Source organism: Stenotrophomonas sp. TWI809 (genome assembly GCF_039673205.1).
Lineage (GTDB): Bacteria > Pseudomonadota > Gammaproteobacteria > Xanthomonadales > Xanthomonadaceae > Stenotrophomonas.
In genome coordinates, this window is record NZ_JBDJLE010000020.1 from 59564 (window position 1) to 81477 (window position 21914).

The following is a 21914-nucleotide window of genomic DNA, read 5'->3' on the forward strand; positions in this document are numbered from 1 at the left end:
CTGCGAATTCAGTCCACGAATTGCTGCAGACGCACGTTTGGAAGCGGGCAGAAAGCGTCAGGCAACAAAGGGGCGGAACTGCACACCGAGCCCGGCCATGCCTTCGGTTTCCCCGATCAGGTCCGCGCGCAGCAGCGGACGCGCATCGATGTACGCCTGCGGCAGGATCAACGACAGGCGCGCATCCTCGGCGGTCAGTTCCAGCGCCGGCATCGGCGTGTCTTCGTGCGCGCGGTTGAGCAGCACTGCCAGGCGCAACAGGGCGGTCATGCGCCGTGCCGGTTGCAGCAGCCGCTCGGGCAGCGCATCGAAGGCGGACTTGGAAATATTGCGGCGATGGCTGCGCACGAGCGCGGCGAGCAGCTGCTGTTCCTGCCGCGAGAAGCCGGCGATGTCCGAGTTCTCCAGCACGTAGCTGCCATGCACGTGGTAACCGCTGTGCGCGATCATCAGGCCGAGCTCGTGCAGCCGCGCGGACCAGCCGAGCATGCGGGCATCGTCCGGATCCAGCTGCCAGCTTTCTTCGACCTGGGCGAGCAGGTTCATGGCCGTGCTTTCCACGCGATCAGCCTGGACGGTATCGATGCCGTAACGCTGGGTCAGTGCCGCGACCGATTCGTCGCGCAGGTCGTTCTCGCTGGCGCGGCCGAGGATGTCGTAGAGAATGCCCTCGCGCATCGCGGCCTTGCTGACCAGCAGCTTCTGCAGCCCGAGTGCCTGGAAGGCGGCTTCGAGTACCAGGATGCCACCGGCGATGATCGGGCGACGATCCGCGGAGAGGCCCGGCAGATCGATGTCTTCGATGCGCTTGGCCTTGAGCAGCTCATCGCGCAGCTGCGGCAATGCCTCGGCGGTGATCGCGCCCTTGCTCAGTTTCATGGTGGCGCAGATTTCGCTGATCGCCTTGTGCGTGCCGGAGGACCCCAGTGCTTCGTGCCAGCCCAGTGCGCGGTACTTGTTGGCGAACTGCTGGAACTCCGCGCCGATTTCGGTCAAGGCGTCCTTCCAGCGCTTCTTGCTCAGCTTGCCGCCCGGGAAGAAGCGGCGCGTGCTGGCGATGCAGCCGGCCTGCAGGCTTTCGCGCTCCAGGGTCTGCATGCCCTGGCCGATGATGAATTCCGTGGAGCCACCGCCGATATCGATCACCAGCCGGCGCTGGTCCGCCTTGGGCGGCTGCGCATGGGCCACGCCGAGGTAGATCAGACGCGCCTCTTCGCGGCCGCTGACCACTTCGATCGCATGCCCGAGCGCGGTTTCGGCCGGCATCAGGAAGGCCTGCGGCGAGCGCAGCTGGCGCACCGTGTTGGTGGCCAGCGCGCGGACGCGTACCGAGGGGATCGCACGGATGCGCTGGCCGAACCGGGCCAGGCATTCCAACGCGCGCTGACGGGCCTCGGCGGACAGGCCGCCTTTGCCATCCAGGCCATCGGCCATGCGCACGGTCTCGCGCAGGCGGTCGACCACCCGCAACTGCCCGAGGGTGTATCGCGCGATGACCATGTGGAAACTGTTGGATCCCAGGTCGATGGCGGCGAGCAGGTCGCCATCCTGCAAAGCGGGCGGAGTCGTGGAGGTATGCGGCATTTGCGAATGTTAGCCGAACGGTGGGTCGCGAAGTCACCGCGCGCCCTTCACATGGGCTCTCTGCGACGACCGGTCGCATCGAAGGGGCAGGCAATCAGCGCGTACCGACCAACGGTCGGTACCTACAGACCCTGCAGCAGGGCCATCTGCGCCGCGTGCGGCGGCTCGTCGTGGCCGGGCGTGCACTTGATGTAGCTGCCGTCGGCCTGCAGCTCCCAGGCGTTGAGGTTGTCGTCCAGGTAGTTCTGCAGCACGTCGCGGTAGACCTTGCGTGCCAGTTCCGGGTCCAGGATGGGGAAACAGGTCTCGACCCGGCGCAGCAGGTTGCGCTCCAGCCAGTCCGCGCTGGCGCAGAACAGCTCCGAGGCCCCATCGTTGCCGAACCAGTAGACCCGGCTGTGTTCCAGGAAGCGGCCGACGATCGAGCGCACCCGGATGGTGTCCGAGACACCGGGGACGCCGGGGCGCAGCGTGCAGGCGCCGCGCACGATCAGGTCGATCTGCACGCCCGCCTGCGAGGCCGCGTACAGGGCCCGGATCATCTGGGGTTCGTTGAGGGCGTTCATCTTGGCGATGATCCGCCCCGGACGGCCACTGGCGGCCAGGCGTGTTTCGCGCTCGATGCGCTGCAGCAGACCCGGGTGCAGGGTGAAGGGCGACTGCAGCAGGCGCTTGAGCTTCATCCGCGGGGCCAGCCCGGACAGCTGCTGGAACAGCAGGTGCACATCGTTGCCGATGTCCGGATCGGCGGTGATCAGGCTCAGGTCGGTGTAGGCCCGCGCGGTACCGCTGTGATAGTTGCCGGTGCCCAGGTGCACGTAGCGGCGCAGCTTGCGGCCTTCGCGGCGCACGATCAGCAGCATCTTGGCGTGGGTCTTGAAACCGACCACCCCGTAGACGACCTGCACGCCGGCTTCCTGCAGGCGGTCGGCCAGGCCGAGGTTGGCTTCTTCATCGAAGCGCGCGCGCAGCTCGACCACGACGGTCACGTCCTTGCCGTTGCGTGCGGCCTGGATCAGCGCATCGACGATCAGCGAATCCTTGCCGGTGCGGTACAGCGTCTGCTTGATCGCCAGCACGTTCGGGTCGACGGCCGCCTGCTTGATCACGTCCAGCACGGCAGTGAACGCATCGAAGGGGTGGTGCAGGAGCACATCCCGGCGCGCGACGATCTCGAAGATGCCATCGCTGTCGCGCAGCACGCGCGGGCTCAGCGAGGGGTACTTCAGGTCCGGCCGCTGGATCACGTCGTACAGCTGGACCACGCGGTTGAGGTTGACCGGGCCGTCGATGCGGTAGACCGCGTTTTCGGTCAGCCCGAAGTTCTGCAGCAGGGTGCGCACGATATCGCGCGGGCAGTCCTGCGCGATCTCCAGCCGCACCGCCGGGCGGTAGCCACGATCGACCAGCTCATCGCGCAGCGCCAGGGCCAGGTTCTCGACCTCTTCCTCGTCCACCACCAGCTCGGAATTGCGGGTCACGCGGAACTGATACGCGCCCTGGACTTCCATGCCCGGGAACATCTCATCGACGAACGTGGACAACACCGAGGACAGGAACACGAAGGTCTGCGGGCCGCCGAGTTTTTCCGGCAGCTGGATGATGCGCGGCAGTGAACGCGGTGCACGCACGATCGCCAGATGCCCAGCGCGACCGAACGCGTCGGTGCCCTTGAGCACGACCACGATGTTCAACGACTTGTTGAGGATCTTCGGGAACGGGTGCGACGGATCCAGGCCGAGCGGGGACAGCACCGGCATGATCTCGTTGCGGAAATACGCCCGCAGCCAGCGCTTCTGGCGATGGTTCCAGGAGTGCCGGCCGAGCACGTCGATGCCGGCTTCATGCAGTGCCGGGCGCAGCGTCTCGTTCCAGCAGCGGTACTGCTGGTCCACCAGCTGCGCGGCACGGTCATGGATGGCGTTGAGGATCGCCTGCGGCGTCATGCCGTCCGGCGCTGGCGGCAGGCCGAACTCCTGCGCATGGCGCACCGCGGCCGCGCGGATCTCGAAGAACTCGTCCAGGTTGGTGCAGGAGATGCACATGAAGCGCAGGCGCTCCAGCAGCGGTACCTGCGGGTCCATGGCCTGGGCCAGCACGCGGAAGTTGAAATCCAGCTGCGACAGCTCACGGTTGATGTACAGCGCCGGATCGCGCAGCGGATCGCCGTCCACAGGCACGGCGACGGGAACAGGAGTGCTCATGCGGAAAAGTCTTCAGAAGAAGGAAGGGAGACGACCTCGTTGCGCGCACGCACCTGGTCGGCATCGAAATGGCACGAGAACGTGCTGCCTTTACCCACCTCGCTCTGGATCTCCAGGCGGGCGTGGTGCAGGCCGAGAATGTGTTTGACGATCGACAGCCCCAGGCCGGTGCCGCCGCTTTCGCGCGAGCGGCTGCTGGAGACACGGTAGAAGCGTTCGGTCAGGCGCGGCAGATGGTTGGCCGGGATGCCGTAACCGGTATCGCGTACCGACAGCACCACACCTTCGCCTTCGCGCGCGAACTCCACTTCCACGCGGCCACCGGCCGGGGTGTAGCGCACCGCGTTGGTGACCAGGTTGGAGAATGCGCTGTGCAGTTCCTTGTTGGAGCCCTGCAGATCCACACCGGCGGTATCGATGATGCTGATCTGGTGACGGCCCTGGCTGTGTGCTTCGGCCTCGCGACGCAGCGTGGCCAACATCGGCGTCATCGCCACGGCTTCGGCTTCGGTGTGTTCCTGCGATTCCAGCCGCGACAGGGTGAGCAGGTCTTCGACCAGCTGCGCCATGCGCTGGGATTGCTTGCGCATTTCCTCCAGCATCGGGCCGGTGCCGGGGAAGTCCTCCGGGTCCATCATGTCCAGGTAACCGTGCACTACCGTCAGCGGCGTGCGCAGTTCATGCGAGACGTTGGCGACGAAGTCGCGGCGGACCTGTTCCAGTCGCAGCAGCTTGCTGACGTCGCGTGCGATCAGCAGCCAGTAATCGGGCGAGTAGGGGATCAGGCGCAGGTTGAGGCGGATCGCCGGATCGACCGGGGAGGGCACATCCAGGATCGGTTCGGCATTGCGGCCCCCGGCCAGCCAGTGCGCCAGCGGCATCGGCTGCAGGCGTTCAACCAGCGCTTCGCCCAGGTCGCCCGGGTGGTGCAGACCGAGCAGCGAGGTCGCCGCTTCGTTGAACCACTGCACGCGCTGGCTGTTGCGGTCGACCACCACCACCGCATCCGGCAGCGCGGCCGCAGCAGCGCGATAGCTGCGCAGCATGTCCAGCAGGCGACGCTTGCGCGTGCGCATTTCCCACTGGTTGCGGTAGAGCAGGCGGTCCAGCTCGTTCCATACACCGGTGCCGTCACCCATGTCCCAGCGATGGCGCGCGGTGAGGCCGCGCAGCACCCGGCGCAGCCGCCAGTAATGCCACGCCAGTGCACCGATGGAGGCCAGTGCGATGCACATCCACACATGTCCGACTGCCAGGCCCAGCAAGCCGGCCGCGAGCAGCAGGGCGGCGAGGGTGGCCAGCGTTTTCAACCAGGCAGAACGGATGTGGCGGGGCATTGCGGTCTCGCAGAAAGTGCGGTCCTCGGACTCGATCCAAGGTTATAGCAGGAGTGGCCGGAACCGGGCATGCGCGCCCGGGACCGGCCCGACGAGACTCAGGTGGACGTCGAGAACCGGTAGCCGGCGCCGCGTACGGTCTGCACCATGTTCTCCGCGGCGAACGGCTCCAGCGTCTTGCGCAGGCGGCGGATGTGCACGTCGATGGTGCGCTCCTCCACATACACGCTGCCGCCCCACACGTGATCCAGCAACTGGGCGCGGGTGTACACGCGCTCAGGGTGGGTCATGAAGAAGTGCAGCAGGCGGTACTCGGTCGGACCGATCGGCACCGGCTGGTCGCCGGCGAAGACGCGGTGCGCGGCGCCATCGATGCGGATCGTACCGACCGCGACGCTGCCATCTTCGTCATCGTCGCGGGCGCGGCGCATGACCGCACGGATGCGGGCCAGCAGTTCGCGCGCCGAGAACGGCTTGACCACGTAGTCGTCCACTCCGGCTTCCAGGCCACCGACGCGGTCGTTCTCTTCCCCGCGCGCGGTCAGCATGATGATCGGCACTTCGCGGGTCAGGGCTTCTTTGCGCCAGCGCCGGGCCAGCTCCAGGCCGCTGGTGCCCGGGAGCATCCAGTCCAGCAGGATCAGGTCCGGGACGCGATCGGCGATGGCGGTCTGCGCCTCGCGCGCGTCGCCGGCATGGATCGGGTCGTAGTCGCCCTTGCGCAGGGCAAAGGCGACCATTTCGCGGATCGCGGGTTCGTCATCGACGATCAGGATGCGTTTCTGCACGTGCCCACCGTATTGCTCATCAGATCGGGATTGAGCTCAGTAGACTACGGTTTCATGACAGGTTTGTGACGAGGGGGCCGTTCCCGTCGTGGGCCGCCATCCCACCGTCATCCGGGCGCGCCTCAGCGGCGGTCCAGCTCCGGGTCGTCGATTCCCTGTCGGCGCATTTCCAGCACCGTGGGGGTGATGCTCTCGATCCGGGCATCGACCCGGGCACGGCCGACATAATCCAGGTTCGGCTGCCGCTTCAAGGCCTGCAGCTGGATCAGCGCCTGCTCCGGGCGGCCACTCAGGTACGCGGCTTCGGCATAGGCCTCGCTGGCCCGTGTGGTGTCGCCAGCCAGTTCGCTGGCGCGGGCGAAGCGTTGCTGGAAGACCGGATCATTGCCGCTTTGCGACAGCATCGGGCGCAGCATCGCCTGCGCGCGCTGGCCGGCCTCGCGCCCGCCTTGCTCATTGAGGATGGCCGCATAGGTCAACGCGACCGGGCGGCTGCCGGGGTGCTGGCGCATCAGGGTTTCGAACCGGGCGTTGGCCTGCACCGGCTGGCCGCTGCGGGACTCGGCCTCGCCCAGCGCCAGCGCCACCCAGACATTGTCCGGATGGTCGCGCAGCAGCTCGCCCAGATCCCGGGTGGCCTGCGCGGCCGCACTGTTGCGCAGCCGGCCCAGGGCCAGCCCGTAGCGTTGCGGCTCGGTCAGCCCGTTCTTCTGCGCGCGCTGCAGGCTTTCGTATTCCCGGATGACATCGCCGGGGGTGTCGGCGCTGAGCACGCGCAGGCGCTCGCGTGCCCACTCGAACTGGCCGGTGCTGCCGCGGCTGAGCGCGTTGACCGAAATCTGCATCGAGGCCGGCAGCAGCGGATTGCTCCGCCGCACCAGCGGCTCGGAGAGGGCTGGATCGGACGGGTTCACCCGCTCCTGGCGGACCCCGCCGGGCACCTCGGTGGTGAGCAGCACCGTGTCCTTCTTCATCTGCTCGGCGCGGGCCTTGGCCTCGCTGATGCGGGTGGTGGTGACCGGGTGGGTCTGCAGGAAATCCGGGACGCTGTAACCGCCCTGGTTGCCCCGCATCGAGGCCGACATGCGCTCGAAGAAGCCGGCCATCGCATCCACGTCGTAGCCGCTGCGGGCGAGCGTGCGGATGCCCAGGCGGTCGGCCTCGGATTCGTTGGAGCGGGTGTAATTGATCTGGCGCTGCTGCATCAGGCCCATGCCCGAGGTGATCGCGGCCATGGTGGCATCACCGGAGGAGTTGCCGCCGGCCTGCTGCGCGGCCACGATCGCGGCAAGCATGCCGAGCAGGATCGGGATCTGGTCGCGCTGGGCACGTTCGACACCGCGCAGCACGTGCTGCTGGGTGACGTGGGCGATTTCGTGGGACAGCACCGCGGCCACTTCGTCCTCGCGCTCGGCGGTCAGCACCAGGCCCGCGTTGACCCCGATATAGCCGCCGAGGGTGGCAAAGGCGTTGATCTGCCGGTCCTTGAGCATGAAGAAGGTGTAGGACTGACGCGGCTGGGCACTGTTGGAGCCCAACCGGGCGCCCATGGTCTGCAGCCAGTCATCGACCAGCGGATCATCGAGCAGATAGCCGTAGTTGCGCAGTTCGCGCAGCATCATCCCGCCGTACTCGGCCTGCCGGGCCGGGGTCAGCAGCTCGCCGGCCGAGGACCCGATGTCCGGCAGCTTGCTTTCCTGGGCCCCGGCCAGCGGCACGGCCAAGGCCAGGGTCAACGCGGCAGAGAGCAGCAAGGGGCGCAAACGGAGCTCCTGGGGGAAGACGGACGACAGCGTGACAGGGCCAGTGCAACCTGCAGTTAAATCACAGTGTTGCGGTGGTGACGTGGAAAATCCAGCGGACCGCTACCATATACAGACCAACGTTCCGCTGTGGAGTTTCCCGTGAGCCAAGATGCTGTTTCCACCCCCGGTGGCGCACCCGCCATCACCATCTACTCGACCGCGGTGTGCCCGTACTGCGTGGCCGCCAAGAACTTCCTGAAGAGCAAGGGCCGCGACTGGACCGAGGTCCGGATCGATCTGGACCCGGTCGAGCGCGAGAAGATGATGGCCAAGACCCGCCGCACCAGCGTGCCGCAGATCTTCGTGGGCGAGGTCCATGTGGGCGGCTACGACGACATGATGGCGCTGCACCGTGCCGGCAAGCTGGAGCCGCTGCTGGCCGGGCAGGACCCGGCATGAGCGCGGCCGACGACGGCAGCAAGGACCGCATTGCCGAATTCACCGAGTTCCGCCAGCGCATGAACCAGCGCATCCTGGGGGAACCCAACCAGGTCGTGCGCCGCTTCTTCGCGCTGGATACCCAGACCTACCAGGCCGGCGCGCTGGATGTGAAGACCAAGGAGCTGCTGGGCCTGGTCGCCTCGATGGTGCTGCGCTGCGATGACTGCATCAGCTACCACGTGGCCCAGTGCAAGGACGCCGGCGTGACCCGCGAGGAGTTCTTCGAGACCTTCTCGGTCGGCCTGGTGGTCGGCGGCTCGATCGTGATCCCGCACCTGCGCCGGGCGGTGGATTTCCTGGACCAGCTCGAAGGTGGCGCCGACGCGCCGGCCGTTCACGAGCATTGAGACCGGGGCCGACCCGGCCCCGCCGCGGTAGAGCCGACCGTTGGTCGGCTTCGTTGGCCCCCAGCGCTCTCGGTGCTGCAACGGTCTCCCGTTCATGTTCTGGACCACGTTTCCACCGACCAACGGTCGGTGGCTACCCATCGTTCAGCACCCCGTGATTGCCTGCGCGGGGTAGAGGAGGCATGCGCGGCAATTCTGCCTTGCCCGCCTAAGACCAATGGCCCATTTGGGGTCCATCGGGCGGGTAAGGCATAATTGCCGATGAAACTTCCCTTGCGCCCGCGCTTTGCGCACCTCACGGATGGCGCTCCCCCTCGGTTCGGAATACACATCAATGACGCAGAAAATCACGGTCATCCGCGGTGACGGCATCGGCCCGGAGATCATGGACGCTACCCTGTTCGTGCTCGGCAAGCTGGACACCGGCTTTGAATACGAAGACGCCGACGCGGGCCTGGCTGCGCTGGAAAAGCACGGCGATCTGATGCCGGCCTCCACGCTGGAGTCGATCGCACGCAACAAGATCGCGCTGAAGAGCCCGCTGACCACGCCGGTCGGTGGCGGCTTCACCTCGATCAACGTCAGCCTGCGTCGCCATTTCGACCTGTACGCGAACGTGCGTCCGGCGGTCTCGTTCCCGAACACCAAGTCGCGTTTCGGCGACGGCGTGGACCTGATCACCGTCCGTGAGAACACCGAAGGCGCGTACCTGGCCGAAGGCCAGGAAGTGTCGGCCGATGGCGAGACCGCCTTCTCCGGCACCCGCATCACCCGCAAGGGCTCCGAGCGCATCGTGCGCTACGCCTTCGAGCTGGCCCGCAGCACCGGCCGCAAGAAGGTCACCGCCGTGCACAAGGCCAACATCATCAAGTCGACCTCGGGCCTGTTCCTGGCCGTGGCGCGTGAAGTGGCAGCCAAGTACCCGGACATCGAGTTCCAGGAAATGATCGTCGACAACTGCTGCATGCAGCTGGTGATGCGTCCGGAACAGTTCGATGTGATCGTGACCACCAACCTGTTCGGCGACATCATCTCCGACCTGTGTGCCGGTCTGGTCGGCGGCCTGGGCCTGGCCCCGGGCGCCAACATCGGTGAGAACGCGGCGATCTTCGAAGCCGTGCACGGCACCGCGCCGGACATCGCCGGCCAGGGCAAGGCCAATCCGTGCGCGCTGCTGCTGGCCGCCGCACAGATGCTGGACCATGTCGGCCAGGTCGACAACGCCGAGCGCCTGCGCAAGGCCATCGTGGCCACGCTGGAAGCCAAGGATTCGCTGACCGGCGACCTGGGTGGCACCGGCAACACCATGGGCTTCGCCCAGGCCATCGCCAGCCGCCTGTAAGCGGCCGGCGCTCTTGCTGGGTGCTGTCCCAGGCGGTAGCCAGGCAACGCTGCGCATTGTTGAAGACGGGCCGTCCATGTACGGCCCGTCTGCGTTTTAAAGTGCGGCTTTTCACCGACAGGGTTTTTGCAGATGCCTGATGCGGCTGTGTGGGTGGTGGCGGCTGTTGCCGTCTATGCGATCGGCGTAGGCATCTACTTCGTCTTCTGCTGGCCCTGGTCCCGTTCCCAGCGCGCGTTGCGTCGCCTGCGCAAGCATGGGGTCTCCATCCGCAACCTGCGGCACAGCGAAGCGCGCGCGCTGCAGTTGATCGAATGTCCGGCGGGGGCGCCGGTGTACCGGCTGGAGGGCGCCTGCGCGGAGTTCATCATCAGGGGCAAGAATGGGGCAGCGCATGTGCAGACCCTCGCAGGGGTGCCGGTGAAGTACCCGGCGGGCCTGGAACGTGCCGTGCGCGCTGGCAGCAACGCTGCCGAAGTGGTGCCAGGGCGAAAGGACGCGGTGATCGTGCGGCTCAATGGCGTCACGCTGGCGTCGTCGAGTCGAGCCCTGCGCGGCTGATCGTTTACGGGCGCCCGAACGAAAAGCAGTCGCGCCTGGCGCGACTCCACACGATCGGTCTGTTCGAAATCTGCACAGATCATGTGTCAATCCATGGCTGGTTCGTGCGCCATCCGCCTCGCATCCTGTGCCCACTTTCCATCGCACAGGAGTCGTCCCATGAACCTCACGGCCTTCGGCCTGGCCAGCCTGATCGGCATGGCTGCCACCGCCCCGGTGGTTGCCACTGAACCGTCCCATCCCACCATCCGCCACATGGCGGGTGCCCCGGTGCCCGCCTCGCTCGACGCAGCGAAGACCGCGGTGCTGGTGATCGACTTCCAGAACGAATACTTCGATGCCCGTGCCGCGCCAGGTTTCGCCGGCGGCCGCATGGTCATTCCCGACGGCATGGCCGCACTGCGCCAGACCCGCCGCGTGGTCGACTTCGCCGATGCCCACGGCATCCGCGTCATCCACGTGCAGCATGTGCTGCCGGCGGGCGCGCCGCTGTTCGCGCAGGGGAGTGTCAACGTCGCCTTCCATCGTGACATGCAGCCGCGCAGTGGCGAAACCGTCATCCAGAAGGACAACGTCAGCGTGTTCGCCGGCGCCTCGGCTGCGGCGCTGGATACGGTGCTCAAGCAGGCCGGCATCGACACGTTGATCATCACCGGCCTCCAGACCCATGCCTGCGTCGTCGGGGCCGCCCGCGACGCGGCTGCGGCGCCGCGCGGCTACCGTGTCCTCGTGGCGTCCGATGCCAGCGCCAGTCGCGACCTCGACCTGGCCGATGGCACGCGCATCGGCCACCGCGCGTTGCACGAGGCGTCCCTGGCGCAGATCGAGGATGCATTCGGCGATGTCATGGCCACCGACGCGATCCTGGCCCTGCCGGTCCGCGAGGCGGGCGAGGGCGCTTGATAAGCTGGGCAGGCCCGCATCCGGCGGGTCCTGCCACTCGCCTGGAGCTGACTGCCGATGGATCACTTCGCCGCCCTGCGCGCGCTGCGCGCCATCGTCGAGGCCGGCAGCTTCAGTGCGGCCGCAGAGCGGCAGGGAACCACCCACTCCTCCCTGTCGCGGCAGCTGCGGCAGCTGGAAGAGCACCTGCAGGTCCGGTTGCTCGATCGCACCACCCGGCGGCTGTCGCTGACCGAGGCCGGGCGCGACTATTACCGCGATGCCGTAGCCCTGCTTGAGCGGCTGGAGCTGGCCGACGACCGCGCCCGCGCGGGCCAGGCAGCGCCGAGCGGGCGCCTGCGCATCAGCGTGCCGCAGGTGGTGGCCAGCCAGGAATTGCCGCAGTGGCTGCCGGGGTTCCTGGCCCGCTATCCGCAGGTAAGCCTGGATCTGTCGGCCAACGACCAGCTGGTGGACGTGGTCGGGGGTGGTTTCGACATGGCGCTTCGCATTGCCGCCAGCCTGCCCGACAGCCAACTGGTGGCCCGCGAACTGGCATGCTGCCCGCGCATCCTGGTGGCCGCGCCGGCTTACCTGGCCCGGCACGGCCTGCCGCGCCAGGTGGCGGACCTTCCGGCGCACACGCTGCTGGCGTTCCAGCCCGGCGCGGCCAGTACCGCTTGGCACCTGCAGGGCCCGCGGGGCGCGCAGGCCAGCGTGGAGGCCGGCCAACGGCTGCGCGTGGACGCCACGCCCGCCCTCTATGCCGCAGTGCGGGCCGGCATGGGTATCAGCCTGTTTACCGCGTTGACCGTGCAGGACGATCTGCGCGCCGGTCGCCTGATCCATGTGTTGCCTGGCTGGCATGCCGGGCAGCGCCGCTACTTCGCGCTGTATCCGCACGCCCGTTCGCTGGCGCCAAAGGTGCGCGCGCTGGTGGAGCATCTGGCTGCGCATTACGCAGGGCAAGCCGGCGCGGCGGCCTAGTACCCTTCCAGGCGCTCCGGCCGGAGCTTGCCGGGGCGCCATGCGGGCGCATGAAGAAGGGCGCCCGAAGGCGCCCCTGATGCGTGCCTGGCCAGTGGCTCAGCGCTGCTGGATCTTGGAGAGCAGGCGCAGGAATTCCACGTACAGCCACACCAGCGTGACCATCAGGCCGAACGCACCGTACCACTCCATGTACTTCGGGGCGTGTGCGGCGGCACCGGTTTCGATGAAGTCGAAATCCAGCACCAGGTTCAGCGCGGCCACCGCCACCACGAACAGGCTGAAGGCGATGCCCAGCAGGCTGGCATCGTGGATCACCGGCACGTTGATGTTGAAGAAGCTCAGTACGAAGGAGGCCAGGTACACCAGCGCGATGCCACCGGTGGCGGCGAACACGCCCATCTTGAACTTCTCGGTGACCTTGATCACGCCACTGCGGTACAGCATCAGCAGCGCGAACAGGGTGCCGAAGGTCAGCAGCACCGCCTGGAACACGATGCCTGGGAACTTCATGTTGAACACGGCCGAGATCGCACCGAGGAAGAAGCCTTCCACCAGGGCATACATCGGCGCAGTGACGGGCGACCATTCCTTCTTGAACACGGTGACGAGTGCCAGGATCAGCCCGCCCACCGCGCCGCCGATGGTGTACATCATCGCGCTGGAGGACACCTGCCCATAGGCATCGACCGACTGGCTCCACGCGAAGGCGGCCGTCAGCACGGTGAGCAGCAACAGGACGCCGGTCTTGTTGACGGTGCCGTTGATGGTCATCGCCTGGTCGGGGCGGGCCACGACCGAGCCGCTGGCCAGGTCGAGGAAGGTCGACTCGGAAAGTGCGGGATTGCCGCTGCGCATTGCCAATCTCCTTGATGGGGTAGGGGTTCGGCCATCCGGCCGCTGACCCGAGCATAGCGGAAGCGGCCCTCGGTCACGACGACATGTGAATTGATGTGTGAAAACCGTTGACAGATGCCACACCGATTCCCACAATAGGCGGCTCTTTCGGGGGGAACCCCGGAGGGAAACAAACCGCCGGGGTATAGCGCAGTCTGGTAGCGCGCCTGCTTTGGGAGCAGGATGTCGGGGGTTCGAATCCCTCTACCCCGACCAAGCCCGCTGCTCAAATCGGGATTGGAATGCGACAATCCGGATCGAGCGCCCGTAGCTCAACTGGATAGAGCACCGGCCTTCTAAGCCGGCGGTTACAGGTTCGATTCCTGTCGGGCGCGCCATTCGGTGCAAGCGGTAGGAAGCAAAGTTCTCAGTGGTGGCTGTAGCTCAGTTGGTTAGAGTTCCGGATTGTGATTCCGGTGGTCGGGGGTTCGAGTCCCCTCAGCCACCCCACTGATTCAAACTGGTTCATCGAAAGTGAATCAGGGTTGCAAAAGGCAGCACACACGCTACAATGTGCGCCTGGGTTTTTCAGGGCTGTTAGCTCAGTTGGTAGAGCAGTTGACTCTTAATCAATAGGTCCAAGGTTCGAATCCTTGACAGCCCACCAAGACAGAAGCCATCGGGTCCGCCCAGTGGCTTTTTTCTTGTTCGCGACATGACGTTGAACAGCTGGCGCGTTGGCGGTCTACTGCCGGCATTGGCCGTCCGTTCAAACAAAACGCTTGCGTCGCGTGCAGAAAACCCTGCATAATTCGCCTCCCGATTTTCGGGCTGTTAGCTCAGTTGGTAGAGCAGTTGACTCTTAATCAATAGGTCCAAGGTTCGAATCCTTGACAGCCCACCAAGACAGAAGCCGCCTGGTCCGCCAGGCGGCTTTTTTCTTTTCCGGGGTGCGTATCTGAAAGCCTCCTGAAACCGGGGTCGAACGCGACACCCTGCGTTTCCAAGCTGCGCGACAGCGCACGGATCGCAACCGGCAATCAGGTTCCACTCGATGGACCGCGCCCAAGGCGCCCATCGAGGTACGCACATCATGACTCTCCGGATCCTTGCCGCTGTGGCGTTGACCGCCTGCGCGGCCGCGGCCACGGCCGCCACGGCGGCCGAAACGCCCGCCCACGCGTCGCTCGACCCGGTCCTGGCCGGTTATGCCACGACCGTATTCCGCAACAATCTTCCTCCCGGCGATGTCCAACCGGCCAAGCCACTTGCGCGTGTCTCCATGCAGGACGCTCCCCAGGGCGAAGATCGGCAAGGCCTGGCGGAAGCGCCATTGCGTCCCGGCGTGACGCTGCCTGCGCGATAGCCGCTGATCGGAGGGGTGGGGCACGCGCTTCACCCCATTAAGCGACATGACGACCTTCCGCTTTCCGGCCCCGCCTGCAACAATGTGCGCCTGAGCTTGCAGGCTCGCGAAAGTGGCGGAATTGGTAGACGCCCTGGATTTAGGTTCCAGTGCCGCAAGGCGTGGGGGTTCGAGTCCCCCCTTTCGCACCAGTGCAGGGCGTTTTCGCCGGCACCATGACCATGGGCACGTCCCGGATCGGGGAGACGGCCACATGCTGGGCCCCTGGCGGCCCCCCGGTCGTTCTCGGCCCGCGCTGGCGGCACTGGCGTTTATGGGCGAAACTACAGGGCTGCGGCGGGCATGCGCGTCCACGACCCCGCGTCCAAAACCCGTTTCATCCATCACATCGTGCCGGGGCCCATGCCGCCGGTGGCAGGAGTCAACATGCAAGCTTCGATCGAATCCACTGGCAATCTGGAACGCCGCCTGACCTTCTCGCTGCCGGAAGACCGTCTGCAGACGCACATCAGCGGCCGTCTGGGCGAAATCGCCCGCACCACGCGCATCAAGGGCTTCCGTCCGGGCAAGGTGCCGGCCAAGGTGATCGAGCAGCGTTTCGGCCAGCAGGTCCGCAGCGAAGCCGTCGACGGCCTGCTGCGTGAGACCTTCGATGCCGCCCTGCGCGAGCACGAGCTGCGCATCGCCGGCACCCCGCGCATCGACAAGGGCGAGGGCGAGCTGTCCTTCGTGGCCACCGTCGAGCTGGTGCCGGACTTCGGCGACGTGGACGTCAGCAAGCTGACCGTGGTCCGCCACACCGCCGAGATCAACGACGCCGACATCGACCAGATGATCACCAACCTGCGCGAACAGCGCCGCAGCTGGAGCCCGGTCACCCGTGGCGCCCAGGACGGCGATCTGGTCGCCCTGGAAACCTGGTCGCAGGCCGGCGATGAGCGCCTGCCGGCCGAAGGCACCGAGAAGGGCAGCGTGATCGTGGGCCAGGGCATGATGTTCGAGCAGATCGAACAGGGCCTGGTCGGTCTGACCGCCGGTGAAGAAAAGACCCTGGACGTCGAGTTCCCGGCCGATTGGCGCGTGCCCGCGCTGGCCGGCAAGCAGGTCAAGGTCACCGTCAAGGCGGTGGACGTGTCCGCGCCGGTGCTGCCGGAGGTGGATGCCGAGTTCATCAAGAGCTTCGGCGTGAAGGGTGGCGACGTGGAGCAGTTCCGCAAGGACATCCGCGCCAACCTGGAGCGTGAGCTCAAGGGTGCCCTGATGAACCGCCTGCGCCGCGAAGTCGGCGAGCAGCTGATCGCCGCCTATGCCTCGGTGGAAATGCCCCCGCGCCTGGTCGAGAACGAAGCCCGCGCCATGCTGGATCAGCAGCTCGAGCAGATCCGCCGCAGCGGCCGCAACCCGGGCGACGTCCCGGCCGATGCCCATGAAGGCTTCAAGGAAGCGGCCGCCAAGCGCGTGCTGGTCGGCCTGCTGGTCGGCGAAGTGGCCCGCAAGAACGACCTGCGCCTGGACCCGAAGCGCCTGAATGAAACCATGCGCCTGATCGCGTCGACCTATGAAGAGCCGGAACAGGTCATTGAGATGTACCGCAACGACCCCCAGCTGATGAGTGGGCTGCAGAATCGTGTGATGGAAGAGCAGGTGATCGACTGGATCGCCGAGCGCGCCCAGCACACCGAAGAGAAGCTGTCGTTCCAGGACGCGATCCGCCAGTAAGCGGCCCGCGTTTTACGCCCCGCGCCCCGGCGCGGGGTCGTTCCCCCCAAAATAGGTGCCTCACTAATGGACAACCGAACCACAGCCCTGAACATGGTTCCGATGGTGGTCGAACAGACCAGCCGCGGCGAGCGCGCCTATGACATCTATTCGCGCTTGTTGAAAGAGCGTCTGATCTTCCTCGTGGGCCCGATCGACGATCACATGGCCAACGTGGTGGTGGCGCAGCTGCTGTTCCTGGAAGCGGACAACCCGGAAAAGGACATCAGCATCTACATCAACTCGCCCGGTGGCGTAGTCACCGCCGGCATGGCGATCTACGACACCATGCAGTACATCAAGCCGGACGTAAGCACCATCTGTGTCGGCCAGGCCGCCTCGATGGGCGCCCTGCTGCTGGCATCCGGCGCGGCCGGCAAGCGGTATGCGCTGCCGAACTCGCGGGTGATGATCCACCAGCCGCTGGGCGGTTTCCAGGGCCAGGCCACGGATATCGATATCCATGCCCGTGAAATCCTGACCCTGCGCTCGCGCCTGAACGAAGTGCTGGCCAAGCACACCGGCCAGTCGCTGGAGACCATCGCCCGGGATACCGAGCGCGACAACTTCAAGAGCGCGGCCGATGCAGTGGCCTACGGTCTGGTCGATCAGGTCCTGGAGCGTCGTCCGGAAGAGTCGATCCAGCCGGCGTAAGGTTGTGCCAGGCCGGGAAACCGGCTTGTTTCCACCGGGTCAGGCGGGACTGGCGTCCTCCTGACCCTGTGCTATTCTCGAATCGAACCCCCGTTCAGTCGGGTGGGGTAACTGGGTAAGCGAAGCATGAGCGAAGACCGCCAAGGTCGTTCCACGGACACCGGCAAGATCCTCTACTGCTCTTTCTGTGGAAAGAGCCAGCATGAGGTGCGCAAGCTGATTGCGGGTCCGAGCGTGTTCATCTGCGATGAATGCGTCGAGCTGTGCAACGACATCATCCGTGAGGAGCTGGAGGAGAAGGCGCAGTCGGCCCGCAGTTCGCTGCCCAAGCCGCGCGAGATCCTCGAGGTCCTGGACCAGTACGTGATCGGGCAGAACCGCGCCAAGCGGACCCTGGCCGTGGCCGTATACAACCACTACAAGCGCATCGAGAGCCGGCAGAAGAACGACGAAGTCGAACTGGCGAAGTCGAACATCCTGCTGGTCGGTCCGACCGGTTCGGGCAAGACGCTGCTGGCCGAAACCCTGGCCCGCCTGCTCAATGTGCCGTTCACCATGGCCGACGCCACCACGCTGACCGAAGCCGGTTACGTGGGGGAGGACGTGGAGAACATCATCCAGAAGCTGCTGCAGAAGTGCGACTACGACGTCGAGAAGGCACAGCAGGGCATCGTCTACATCGATGAAATCGACAAGATCTCGCGCAAGAGCGAGAACCCGTCGATCACCCGCGATGTGTCCGGCGAAGGCGTCCAGCAGGCCCTGCTGAAGCTGATCGAAGGCACCGTGGCCAGCGTGCCGCCGCAGGGCGGTCGCAAGCACCCGCAGCAGGAATTCCTGCAGGTGGACACCAAGAACATCCTGTTCATCTGTGGCGGCGCGTTTGCCGGCCTGGACAAGGTGATCCAGCAGCGTTCGAACGATTCGGGCGGCATCGGGTTCGGTGCCAAGGTGAAGAGTTCCGAGCGCAAGCAGGAAGTGGGCAAGATCCTGGCGGAAGTCGAGCCGGAAGATCTGATCAAGTTCGGCCTGATTCCGGAGTTCGTCGGCCGCCTGCCGGTCGTGGCAACCCTGGAAGAGCTGGACGAGGCTGCCCTGGTGCGCATCCTCACCGAGCCGAAGAACGCCATCACCAAGCAGTTCAAGAAGCTGTTCGAGATGGAACACGTCGAGCTGGAGTTCCGCCCCGACGCCCTGGCCGCGATCGCCCGCAAGGCGCTCAAGCGCAAGACCGGTGCCCGTGGCCTGCGTACCATCGTCGAATCGGTCCTGCTGGACACCATGTATGACCTGCCCTCGGCAGAGAACGTCAGCAAGGTGGTAGTGGACGAATCGGTGATCGAACACAAGTCCGAACCGTACCTGATCTACCAGACGCCACCGGCGCCTGAACAGAAGGCGGCTGGTGCTGAATAATCAGTTCAAGTAGTTGAATTGAAAGAATTTTTTCAGAACAGCTTGCATCTAGAAGCCGATGGCCCCATAACGAGGCCATCGGCTTTTTTTGTATCCGGGCGAGGCGCCCGGAGGCCATCCCCACTGTTCCACTGGAGCCCACATGGCCCGTTCCCCAACTGAGACTCTCGACCTGCCGGTACTGCCGCTGCGTGACGTGGTGGTGTTCCCGCACATGGTCATTCCGCTGTTCGTCGGCCGTGACAAGTCCATGCATGCGCTGGAGCAGGCGATGGAAGCGGACAAGCGCATCCTGCTGCTCGCGCAGAAGTCCGCCGAGACGGATGATCCGTCCGCCGCCGATCTGTACCAGGTCGGCACGCTCGCCCAGGTCCTGCAGCTGCTGAAGCTGCCCGATGGCACCATCAAGGTGCTGGTCGAAGGCCTGTCGCGGGTCAACGTCACCGACGTGACCGAGCGCGATGGCTCGCTACACGGCGTGGGCATGGAAATCGAATCGGACGAATCGCGCGAGCCGCGCGAGATCGAGGCGATCGCCCGCTCGCTGATGTCGCTGTTCGAGCAGTACGTCAAGACCAACCGCAAGCTGCCGCCGGAGCTGCTGCAGACCCTGGCCGGCATCGATGAGCCCGCGCGCCTGGCCGACACCATCGCCGCGCATATCAGCGTGCGCCTGGCCGACAAGCAGCGCCTGCTGGAAACGCTGCAGATCGGCGACCGCCTGGAAATGCTGGTCGGCCTGGTCGATGGCGAGATCGACGTACAGCAGATGGAAAAGCGCATCCGCGGCCGCGTGAAGTCGCAGATGGAAAAGAGCCAGCGCGAGTACTACCTCAACGAGCAGATGAAGGCCATCCAGAAAGAACTGGGTGACCTGGATGACGCGCCCGGCGAGATGGACGAGCTGGCCCGCAAGATCGCCGAGGCGGGCATGCCCAAGCCGGTGGAGACCAAGGCCAAGGCCGAGCTCAACAAGCTCAAGCAGATGTCGCCGATGTCGGCCGAAGCCGCCGTGGTGCGCAACTACCTGGATTGGCTGCTGGGCGTGCCGTGGAAGAAGCGCAGCAAGGTCCGCAAGGACCTCAAGGCCGCGCAGGACACGCTGGATGCCGATCACTTCGGCCTGGACAAGGTCAAGGACCGCATCCTGGAATACCTGGCCGTGCAGTCGCGCGTGAAGCAGATGAAGGGCCCGATCCTGTGCCTGGTCGGCCCGCCCGGCGTGGGTAAGACCTCGCTGGGCCAGTCCATCGCCAAGGCGACCAACCGCAAGTTCGTGCGCATGAGCCTGGGCGGCGTGCGCGACGAGGCCGAGATCCGTGGCCATCGCCGCACCTACGTCGGCTCCATGCCGGGCCGCATCGTGCAGAACCTCAACAAGGTGGGCAGCAAGAACCCGCTGTTCGTGCTCGATGAGATCGACAAGATGTCGATGGACTTCCGTGGCGATCCGTCCTCGGCGCTGCTGGAAGTGCTCGATCCGGAGCAGAACAACGCGTTCAACGATCACTACCTGGAAGTGGATCTGGACCTGTCCGAAGTGATGTTCGTGGCGACCTCCAACTCGCTCAACATCCCCGGCCCGCTGCTGGACCGCATGGAAGTGATCCGCATCCCCGGCTACACCGAGGATGAGAAGCTCAACATCGCCATGCGCTACCTGGTGCCCAAGCAGATCAAGGCCAACGGCCTGAAGCCGGAAGAGCTGGAGATCGAGGCCGACGCGATCCAGGACATCGTGCGCTATTACACGCGCGAATCCGGCGTGCGCAACCTCGAGCGCGAAGTCGCCAAGATCTGCCGCAAGGTGGTCAAGGAGATCGCGCTCGCCGGTCCGGTGGCACCGGCAAAGCCTGCCAAGCCGGCCAAGGCCGGCAAGAAGACCAGCGCGAAGAAGAAGGCGCTGGTGGTGGTCAACGGCAAGAACCTGGACAAGTACCTGGGCGTGCGTCGCGTCGATTTCGGCCGTGCCGAAGAGCAGAACGAAGTGGGCCTGGTCACCGGCCTGGCCTGGACCGAAGTGGGCGGCGATCTGCTGCAGATCGAATCCACCCTGGTGCCGGGCAAGGGCCAGCTGATCCTGACCGGCCAGCTGGGCAACGTGATGAAGGAATCGGCCTCGGCGGCGCTGTCGGTGGTGCGTTCGCGCGCCGAGCGGCTGGGCATCGACAACGAGTTCCTGCAGAAGCACGACGTGCACGTCCATGTGCCCGATGGCGCCACCCCGAAGGATGGCCCCAGCGCGGGTATCGCCATGGTGACCTCGCTGGTGTCCACGCTGACCAAGGTGCCGATCCGGGCCGAAGTGGCGATGACCGGTGAGATCACCCTGCGAGGCCGCGTCACGGCCATCGGCGGTCTCAAGGAGAAGCTGCTGGCGGCGCTGCGTGGCGGCATCACCACGGTCATCATCCCCGAGGAGAACCGCAAGGATCTGGCCGATATCCCCGCCAATGTCACCCGCGATCTGAAGATCGTGCCGGTGAAGTGGATCGAGGAAGTGCTCGACCTGGCGCTGGAGACGCCGCTGACGGCACCGAAGCCCAAGAAAGATGGGCAACGTGTCACGGTACGCGGCAAGTCCAAGACAGCTTCCACGACCCGCGTCAAGCACTGACGCGTGCTGTGGAAATGCCCGAAACCCGCGTCGTTATTGGCTTTTCAGCTTGCGCGGGTAGGGGGGCACTGGTATAAAAGCACCACTCGCGAGTCAGCGTAATTCTGAATTCGGCGAACTGAGAACTTCACTGGCATTCGACGGCGTATCGTCGTCGGGTGTCTCAATGTTGAATCCGCGGAATCCCCGCCAAAGGAGCTGTAGAGAATGAACAAGACCGAATTGATCGACGCCGTTGCTGAAGCCGCCGACCTGACCAAGGCCGAGTCCAGCCGCGCCGTTGATGCCGTCATCGCTTCCGTCACCAAGGCCCTGAAGGGCGGTGACGCGGTGACGCTGGTGGGCTTCGGCACGTTCCAGGTCCGCGACCGCGCTGCCCGTACCGGCCGCAACCCGAAGACCGGCGACACCATCAAGATCGCTGCGTCGAAGAATCCGTCGTTCAAGGCTGGCAAAGCCCTGAAGGATGCCGTAAACTAAGCGGCTTGCTGGGGTGCTTAGCTCAGCGGTAGAGCGTCTCCTTTACACGGAGAGGGTCGGGGGTTCGAAACCCTCAGCACCCACCAGGCACTGCCAGTAAAAGTTTTGAAATGTGGAGCGGTAGTTCAGCTGGTTAGAATGCTGGCCTGTCACGCCGGAGGTCGCGGGTTCAAGTCCCGTCCGCTCCGCCAGTTTTTAAAAAAACCTCGAAAAAAGCAGTATTTCGGGGTGGGCAATCTGAATATCTTCGGATAGAATGAGCGCCTGCAAAGTTCAAGTGCGGAGCGGTAGTTCAGCTGGTTAGAATGCTGGCCTGTCACGCCGGAGGTCGCGGGTTCAAGTCCCGTCCGCTCCGCCAATCTTTGAAAAGCCCTTGGTGAAAACCAAGGGCTTTTTTTTTGTTTTCCATCCAGCAGATCGATCGACAGTGCGGCACACGCCGTTGGTCCGTCATGATCGGCAGGTGCGGCAGCGGGAGGATCGCGCGCAGGGGCGGGCGCGGGCACTT

At 65.5% G+C, this 21914-nt stretch carries 18 protein-coding genes and 9 tRNA genes; 21 read left to right on the plus strand and 6 right to left on the minus strand.

The window, feature by feature from the left end; translation table 11 throughout:
* Positions 1-57: 57 nt before the first annotated feature.
* The 5 genes from ppx to ABE472_RS14640 form a co-directional block, all read right to left on the minus strand.
* Positions 58-1584 carry an exopolyphosphatase gene (gene ppx / locus ABE472_RS14620; protein WP_346466521.1) on the minus strand — a complete coding sequence of 509 codons (1527 nt, stop codon included), beginning with the start codon at positions 1582-1584 and terminating at the stop codon, positions 58-60.
* A gap of 122 nt (positions 1585-1706) precedes the next feature.
* Positions 1707-3788: a polyphosphate kinase 1 gene (gene ppk1, locus ABE472_RS14625; RefSeq protein ID WP_313209570.1), complete on the minus strand. Its 2082-nt coding sequence runs from the start codon at positions 3786-3788 to the stop codon at positions 1707-1709.
* Positions 3785-5125, minus strand: a complete 1341-nt coding sequence (gene phoR, locus ABE472_RS14630) for a phosphate regulon sensor histidine kinase PhoR (protein ID WP_313209568.1) — start codon at positions 5123-5125, stop codon at positions 3785-3787. The genes ppk1 and phoR overlap by 4 nt, the downstream gene beginning before the upstream one ends.
* Before the next feature lie 98 nt (positions 5126-5223).
* Entirely contained in the window at positions 5224-5913 is a 690-nt protein-coding gene (gene phoB, locus ABE472_RS14635) for a phosphate regulon transcriptional regulator PhoB (RefSeq protein ID WP_121042967.1), read from the minus strand.
* 122 nt (positions 5914-6035) lie between these two features.
* Positions 6036-7676, minus strand: a complete 1641-nt coding sequence (locus ABE472_RS14640) for a M48 family metalloprotease (RefSeq protein WP_313209564.1) — start codon at positions 7674-7676, stop codon at positions 6036-6038.
* Positions 7677-7817: 141 nt separating this feature from the next.
* Between ABE472_RS14640 and grxC the strand changes: the two genes are divergently transcribed.
* The 6 genes from grxC to ABE472_RS14670 all read left to right on the plus strand — a co-directional run bounded on the left by grxC (position 7818) and on the right by ABE472_RS14670 (position 12278).
* Positions 7818-8117, plus strand: a complete 300-nt coding sequence (gene grxC, locus ABE472_RS14645; protein ID WP_019185813.1) for a glutaredoxin 3 — start codon at positions 7818-7820, stop codon at positions 8115-8117.
* The gene (locus ABE472_RS14650; RefSeq protein ID WP_256776270.1) at positions 8114-8506 is read left to right on the plus strand and encodes a carboxymuconolactone decarboxylase family protein; all 393 of its coding nucleotides are present in this window, start codon (positions 8114-8116) and stop codon (positions 8504-8506) included. The genes grxC and ABE472_RS14650 overlap by 4 nt, the downstream gene beginning before the upstream one ends.
* A gap of 334 nt (positions 8507-8840) precedes the next feature.
* On the plus strand, positions 8841-9848 hold the full coding sequence (locus ABE472_RS14655; RefSeq protein ID WP_346463632.1) for an isocitrate dehydrogenase: 1008 nt from the start codon (positions 8841-8843) through the stop codon (positions 9846-9848).
* A gap of 132 nt (positions 9849-9980) precedes the next feature.
* Complete coding sequence (locus ABE472_RS14660; protein ID WP_346466522.1) at positions 9981-10409, plus strand: hypothetical protein; 429 nt, start codon at positions 9981-9983, stop codon at positions 10407-10409.
* Positions 10410-10568: 159 nt separating this feature from the next.
* On the plus strand, positions 10569-11312 hold the full coding sequence (locus ABE472_RS14665) for an isochorismatase family cysteine hydrolase (protein ID WP_346463628.1): 744 nt from the start codon (positions 10569-10571) through the stop codon (positions 11310-11312).
* 57 nt (positions 11313-11369) lie between these two features.
* Entirely contained in the window at positions 11370-12278 is a 909-nt protein-coding gene (locus tag ABE472_RS14670) for a LysR family transcriptional regulator (RefSeq protein ID WP_070426713.1), read from the plus strand.
* Between the two features lie 99 nt (positions 12279-12377).
* Here the strand turns inward: ABE472_RS14670 and ABE472_RS14675 are convergent, their stop codons facing one another.
* Positions 12378-13136, minus strand: coding sequence for a Bax inhibitor-1/YccA family protein (locus ABE472_RS14675; protein ID WP_346463626.1), 759 nt, complete (start codon positions 13134-13136; stop codon positions 12378-12380).
* A 178-nt stretch (positions 13137-13314) separates the two neighbouring features.
* Here ABE472_RS14675 and ABE472_RS14680 point away from each other — a divergent pair.
* The 15 genes from ABE472_RS14680 to ABE472_RS14750 all read left to right on the plus strand — a co-directional run bounded on the left by ABE472_RS14680 (position 13315) and on the right by ABE472_RS14750 (position 21764).
* Positions 13315-13391, plus strand: a tRNA-Pro gene (locus ABE472_RS14680).
* Positions 13392-13436: 45 nt separating this feature from the next.
* Positions 13437-13513 (plus strand) — tRNA-Arg (locus ABE472_RS14685).
* A gap of 35 nt (positions 13514-13548) precedes the next feature.
* Positions 13549-13625 (plus strand) — tRNA-His (locus tag ABE472_RS14690).
* An 81-nt stretch (positions 13626-13706) separates the two neighbouring features.
* Positions 13707-13782 (plus strand) — tRNA-Lys (locus tag ABE472_RS14695).
* Between the two features lie 161 nt (positions 13783-13943).
* A tRNA-Lys gene (locus tag ABE472_RS14700) sits at positions 13944-14019 on the plus strand.
* Positions 14020-14208: 189 nt separating this feature from the next.
* Complete coding sequence (locus tag ABE472_RS14705) at positions 14209-14481, plus strand: hypothetical protein (RefSeq protein ID WP_346466523.1); 273 nt, start codon at positions 14209-14211, stop codon at positions 14479-14481.
* A gap of 106 nt (positions 14482-14587) precedes the next feature.
* Positions 14588-14672 (plus strand) — tRNA-Leu (locus ABE472_RS14710).
* A gap of 235 nt (positions 14673-14907) precedes the next feature.
* Positions 14908-16200, plus strand: coding sequence for a trigger factor (gene tig / locus ABE472_RS14715; RefSeq protein ID WP_121042977.1), 1293 nt, complete (start codon positions 14908-14910; stop codon positions 16198-16200).
* Positions 16201-16266: 66 nt separating this feature from the next.
* The gene (clpP, locus tag ABE472_RS14720; RefSeq protein WP_019185804.1) at positions 16267-16893 is read left to right on the plus strand and encodes an ATP-dependent Clp endopeptidase proteolytic subunit ClpP; all 627 of its coding nucleotides are present in this window, start codon (positions 16267-16269) and stop codon (positions 16891-16893) included.
* A gap of 126 nt (positions 16894-17019) precedes the next feature.
* The gene (gene clpX, locus ABE472_RS14725; RefSeq protein WP_019185803.1) at positions 17020-18309 is read left to right on the plus strand and encodes an ATP-dependent Clp protease ATP-binding subunit ClpX; all 1290 of its coding nucleotides are present in this window, start codon (positions 17020-17022) and stop codon (positions 18307-18309) included.
* 142 nt (positions 18310-18451) lie between these two features.
* Positions 18452-20926 carry an endopeptidase La gene (gene lon / locus ABE472_RS14730; RefSeq protein WP_346463622.1) on the plus strand — a complete coding sequence of 825 codons (2475 nt, stop codon included), beginning with the start codon at positions 18452-18454 and terminating at the stop codon, positions 20924-20926.
* 207 nt (positions 20927-21133) lie between these two features.
* Positions 21134-21406, plus strand: coding sequence for an HU family DNA-binding protein (locus ABE472_RS14735; RefSeq protein WP_019185801.1), 273 nt, complete (start codon positions 21134-21136; stop codon positions 21404-21406).
* Between the two features lie 11 nt (positions 21407-21417).
* Positions 21418-21492 (plus strand) — tRNA-Val (locus ABE472_RS14740).
* A 28-nt stretch (positions 21493-21520) separates the two neighbouring features.
* A tRNA-Asp gene (locus tag ABE472_RS14745) sits at positions 21521-21597 on the plus strand.
* Between the two features lie 90 nt (positions 21598-21687).
* Positions 21688-21764: transfer RNA gene (locus ABE472_RS14750), tRNA-Asp, on the plus strand.
* Positions 21765-21914: the final 150 nt, after the last annotated feature.